The organism is Phenylobacterium sp. (assembly GCF_030697305.1).
Lineage (GTDB): Bacteria > Pseudomonadota > Alphaproteobacteria > Caulobacterales > Caulobacteraceae > Phenylobacterium.
In genome coordinates this window covers 1-4,354 of sequence record NZ_JAUYQL010000037.1, presented here as the reverse complement: position 1 = coordinate 4,354, position 4,354 = coordinate 1, and the positions used below count along the sequence as shown (strand labels likewise).

General features: G+C 66.8%; 3 protein-coding genes, 1 tRNA gene and 1 pseudogene. 1 reads left to right on the top strand and 4 read right to left on the bottom strand.

The genetic code is table 11. From position 1 onward, the window contains the following. A pseudogene (locus Q8R27_RS04145) lies at positions 1-628 on the top strand (hypothetical protein); the annotation flags it as partial. A gap of 28 nt (positions 629-656) precedes the next feature. Here Q8R27_RS04145 and Q8R27_RS04140 read toward each other — a convergent pair. The 4 genes from Q8R27_RS04140 to Q8R27_RS04125 form a co-directional block, all read right to left on the bottom strand. Further along, positions 657-733: transfer RNA gene (locus Q8R27_RS04140), tRNA-His, on the bottom strand. Positions 734-872: 139 nt separating this feature from the next. Beyond that, positions 873-1,499, bottom strand: coding sequence for an energy transducer TonB (locus Q8R27_RS04135; RefSeq protein WP_371134644.1), 627 nt, complete (start codon positions 1,497-1,499; stop codon positions 873-875). Positions 1,500-1,577: 78 nt separating this feature from the next. Next, positions 1,578-2,015 (bottom strand): biopolymer transporter ExbD, encoded by a 438-nt coding sequence (locus Q8R27_RS04130; protein WP_305597864.1) that lies wholly within the window; start codon positions 2,013-2,015, stop codon positions 1,578-1,580. A 5-nt stretch (positions 2,016-2,020) separates the two neighbouring features. Then, on the bottom strand, positions 2,021-2,953 hold the full coding sequence (locus Q8R27_RS04125) for a MotA/TolQ/ExbB proton channel family protein (RefSeq protein ID WP_305697813.1): 933 nt from the start codon (positions 2,951-2,953) through the stop codon (positions 2,021-2,023). Positions 2,954-4,354 lie beyond the last annotated feature (1,401 nt).

Genomic DNA, 4,354 nt, shown 5'->3' with positions numbered 1-4,354 from the left:
GCGCGGCGTGGCGATTGGCCGGTACGCCGGCGCGCGCCGCGGAGACATCGTGCGACTGCTCAGCGCGTCGCGCCACAACGGTCGGATCTCCTGGCTCTCAGGCAAGCGCAAGGTCGTCGTCGATATGCCTGAGGACCCGCTGCTGACGGCGTGGCTCGACGCCACGCCGGCGACCCAGCCGCTGTCTCGTTGGCAAGCCGGCCAACAGCGCCGGCTGGGCGTGTTCCGGCTGCCGACGAAGACCCTGGTCTACAACATTTCCGGCCGGCCCTACACCGAAGACGGGCTCGGGCAGGAACTCGCGAAACTCATCGCTACCCTCCATGCCGAAGGGAAGCTCGCTACGGCCGCGTACGATCTGCATGGCCTGCGTCACACGTTCGGCGTCGAAGCGGCCCTGGCGGGCTGCACGGACGCCCAGGGCGGCGCGCTGATGGGCCACGGGAGCCCGAACTCCTTCGCGGTCTATCGCCGCCAGGCGAGCCGATTGCAAATGTCTGATGATGGTGCGGCGCTGATCGCGGCGCTGCGGGAACGCATTGGCGGAACGCCGCTCGAACGCGAAATGTCTAACGGGTGTCTAAAAGCGTCTAACAGCTCCGACACCGTCGTGGCGCTGCGCGGATAATTCTGCCGCTCAATCAACGGCCTTCGCGTGGTACCGCCTCCCCGGTTTGAACGGGGGACCTCTAGATCCACAATCTAGCGCTCTAACCAACTGAGCTAAGGCGGCCCGACGCGAGGGACAGGTTCTAGTCGCGAGGGCCGCGGCGATCAAGCAGTGCTTGCCCGCCGCGTTACGCAACAAAAAGACCCCGGAAGCGCAGGCTTCCGGGGTCGATTGTAAAGGCCGTCGCCGGTCGTGATCCGAACTAGCCTTGCGGCAATTTGAACACGATCGGGATCCGGACCGAACCGCCCGACACCGGAGTGCCGTCGCGAGTCATGGGCCGCATCTTGAACAGCCGGGACATCCGCATGGCGGCGGTGCCGAAGTCCTGATTGCTCGGGTCTTCCGAGACAATCGAACAGGCTTCCAGGCCACCCTTGGCGTTGACCGTGCAGTTGAGCGTCGCACGCCCCTCCACGTTCATCCGCTGCGCGCGTTCCGGATAGTAGCGGGCGATATCTTCGCCGCTCGGTTTGCGTTGCCAATCCGGGTTCTGGATCACCGTCGGACGCACAGGCTCGGCCGGGGCCGGAGCCGGCGGCGCGGGCTGCTCGACCCGCTTTTCAACGGGAGGAAGCGGCAGCGGCGGGATCGTCGACGGAAGATCCGGTGCAGAGACCGGAGGCCTCGGCTGGATTTTCGGCGGCGGCGGCGGAGGCGTGTTCGGCGGCGGAGGCGGCGGAGGCGGAGGCGGAGGCGGCGCAGGCTTGATCAGGGCGACGTCGGTAATGTCGTCCTGATATTCCTTGTATGTCGGCTCGAACTTCGTTTTCCAGAGATAGACGCCGAGGCCGACGTGAACCAGCACCGAGCCGATGATGGCGACCACGATGCCTTTGTTGGCCTTCTTCCTTACCGGCTCATCGAACGGGTTGTGGTGACTGATGTCTGTCATGCGCTGCCCCGATCAACTCTGCTTGTCTTCGCCGACCAGCGCGACGCTGTAGAAGCCGTTGTCCTGGAGCATGTTCATGACGCCCATGAAGTCGCCGTACATGACGTCCTTGTCGGCCCGGATGAAGATCCGCTCCTTGCCCGGGTTACGCTTGGTCCCGATCGACTTACGGAGATCGTCGCCCAGAGTAGACAGGTCCGTCGCGAAGTCCCCGATGTACAGCCGACCCGAATTCTGGATCGAGATATAGACCGGCTTGGGCGGGTTGGTGCCCGGTTTGGAGACGGCGGGAGGCAGAACGACCTGCACCGTCACGCTGGCCAGAGGTGCGGCCACCATGAAGATGATCAGGAGAACCAGCATCACGTCCACGAAGGGCGTGACGTTGATCTCGCTCATCGCATCAACGCCACCTTTGCCGCCCCCAGATCCTGAGAGTTTAGCGGCCATGTGACTTAGGCCCCTTTGTCGAGCTGCCGGGAGATGGCGTTCATCAATTCAGCCACGAACCCATCCGTACGCGCGCCGTAGGCGGAGATACGGGTCTGGAAGTAGTTGTAGAAGATAACCGCCGGGATGGCGGCGAAGAGGCCGATGCCGGTGGCCAGCAGCGCCTCGGCGATGCCGGGGGCGACGACGGCCAGGTTGGTGGTGTTGGTGTTCGCGATGCCGATGAACGAGTTCATGATCCCGTAGACGGTGCCGAACAGGCCGATGAACGGACCCGAAGAACCAACCGAGGCCAGGAACTGCATGCCGCTGGACAGGCGCTTGGCGAGGGAGGACTGCACCGCGCCAACCGCCGACATGGCGCGCTGGATGGTGGAGTCGCGGTGCTCGCCGCTGACCGACAGGCCAGCCTGACGCGATAGCTCGACTTCCTGAGCCGCCGCGGCGGCCATATCGGCCATTGGGTTGCCCTCGAATTCTTCAGCGGTGGCGATCTTGCCCATGTCGCTGATCGAGCGGGCGCCGCGGAACGCTTCGACGAAGCGGTCGGAGGCTTTGTTCAGCGCGCCGAACTCGAGCATCTTTGTGACCAACAGGGTCCACGAGAAGATCGAGGCCAGAACCAGGCCGATCATGACCACCTTAACCACCGGCTGGGCGTCCATGAACATCGTCATGACGGTCAGCTTGCCGGCATGCTTGATGGTCTCGGGCGCCGCCTCAGCGGCGGGGGCGGGGGCGTCCGCGGCCGGAGCAGCGGCGGCGTCAGCGGCAGGCGCCGCAGCAGCGTCGGCCGGGGCCGCGGCGGGAGCAGCAGCAGCGTCAGCAGCCGGAGCGGCCGCAGGAGCGGCGCTCTGGGCGAACGCCGGCGCACTCCCCAACAGCGCACTTGCGCCGAGCAGGGCGATGAAAGGGGTCGTCCGTTTGTTGTCGAGCATCTGTCGCCAGTTCCTGATTGGTCTAGCACGTTGGACCGAGGGGTCGTCGCGCGAGAGCGTCTCCACCCCAGTTGAAAACAAGCCCGCCGGCCCGATCCGAAACCGAACCAGGTCGACAGAGCCGCCGTCGCTGCGCCGACCCGCACCGCTTTCTTCAGCAGCGCTGAAGATCGACGTTACGAAGGCGCGCAACTTCGAGTCCCCTCGGGAACCACGAAATCTTACCGCTGGGTAGCCGTGCGGCTCCGGTCCTTTGGCAACCCCTTGTTAAGGCGTCAAGGGGTGATCGGGCCGTTTAGGCCAAGTAGGGTCCCTCCCCGACAAAGAATGCGGCGGCGCACAATGACGTAGGGGCGGTTAGGTGCTTAAATCAGGCTCAACGCCGCAGTTATGTTGCACCGCAATATAAAACTGACGGAACGTGAATCCTCATAGCTACAAGGTGAGCCGCGCCTGCCACAGGCGATGTTCTGGTTTTCTTCAGCAGTGACGAGAATCTCTCCGAGACGTTCATCAGGGTACAGCCGCGAGGTCAGCGCAGCTCCGGCGCCTGGGTGACCATTGGGGCCTCAGGATCAGGGGACGGCGGAGGCGTGGCAGGCGTGATCACCGGCGGCTGCCCTGCGGGCGGCACAACCAGCGGTGCGGGCAAGATCGTCACGGCGCGCGGTTCCGCGCCATCTGTGGGCGGCGCAGCCGCGGTCTTGACGGGCGGCGTGGGCGTACGCGCAGCAACCGGAATCGGGGCGGGATGCGATCGGTCCGACACTAAGCCCGCCGGGAGTGCGGCGGCCTGTGGGAGGGGGGGCCGGCTGATGGGCGCCGGGCCGCCGGACGCCACGGAGCCTGCGGGCGGCGGCGGCGCCATCGTGGCCCCTGGCCGGGCAGCCTCCCCTCGCCGGCCCCCGAGCACGGCGACAGCCTGGACGACCACCACGAGGATCACCACCACAGCCGCCGCAAGCGGCAGCAGCGGCAGCCGGCGACGTGGGCGCCGCGTAGCCGGACGCTGGGGAGCGAAGACCGGTGGCGCGGCCTCCGGCACAGACGCTGCGCGCTCAGATGGGATGGGCGCGAGGGCGGTCGGCCGATGCGCCACAGAAGGCTCGAGCTCCCCCGGAGCGCGGGCGACGGCCGCTGACGGCTGAGGTTCCTGGGCCATCGGCGCCGGTGCAGCGAGTGGTTGAGACGCCGGCGCGGCGCGGATCGGGATCAACGATCCAGACAGGATCCCCCGGCCGCTCAGCCGTGCCGGCGCGGCGCGCTGTATCTCGCCTGGCGGCGGCGTTGCGGGCCGAGGCGGCGGCGCGCGGGAGCCCGACTGCGGCAGCGCGCCGATGCGGAACGGCGCCTGCCGCGCGCGGCCCCAGGGGCTGGCGCGTTCGAAGGGGTTGGAAGGCT

Excerpts from the sequence above, each read along its gene's own strand:
- Q8R27_RS04130 (WP_305597864.1), bottom strand. The coding sequence starts at position 2,015 with ATGGCCGCTAAACTCTCAGGATCTGGGGGCGGCAAAGGTGGCGTTGAT.
- Q8R27_RS04125 (WP_305697813.1), bottom strand. The coding sequence starts at position 2,953 with ATGCTCGACAACAAACGGACGACCCCTTTCATCGCCCTGCTCGGCGCA.